The organism is Corallococcus sp. AB018 (assembly GCF_003986945.1).
Taxonomy (GTDB): Bacteria; Myxococcota; Myxococcia; order Myxococcales; family Myxococcaceae; genus Corallococcus; species Corallococcus exiguus.
Map to the genome: position 1 here is coordinate 1 of NZ_RAWR01000647.1, position 214 is coordinate 214.

Consider the following 214-nt stretch of genomic DNA (forward strand, 5'->3'; position numbering starts at 1 on the left):
CGACGCGGACTTCGGGCCCGACGCCAAGTCCGCGCAGACGGTGCGCGAGCTGGTTCGCCTTCGCGTCCAGCTCCCGGTACGTCAACTGCCGCTCGGGCGTGATGACGGCCAGCGCATCCGGCGTGCGACGCACCTGGGCCTCCACCATCGCGGGGATGCTGAGTTCGCGCGGCACCTGCGAGGCAGGCGGATTCCACTCGACGAGGAGTTGCTG

At 70.6% G+C, this 214-nt stretch carries 1 protein-coding gene; it reads right to left on the reverse strand.

All coding sequences use genetic code 11. The annotated features are described in order from the left end of the window. The coding region (locus tag D7Y11_RS43110; RefSeq protein ID WP_148139319.1) for an AMP-binding protein at positions 1-214 on the reverse strand (214 nt) is incomplete at both ends.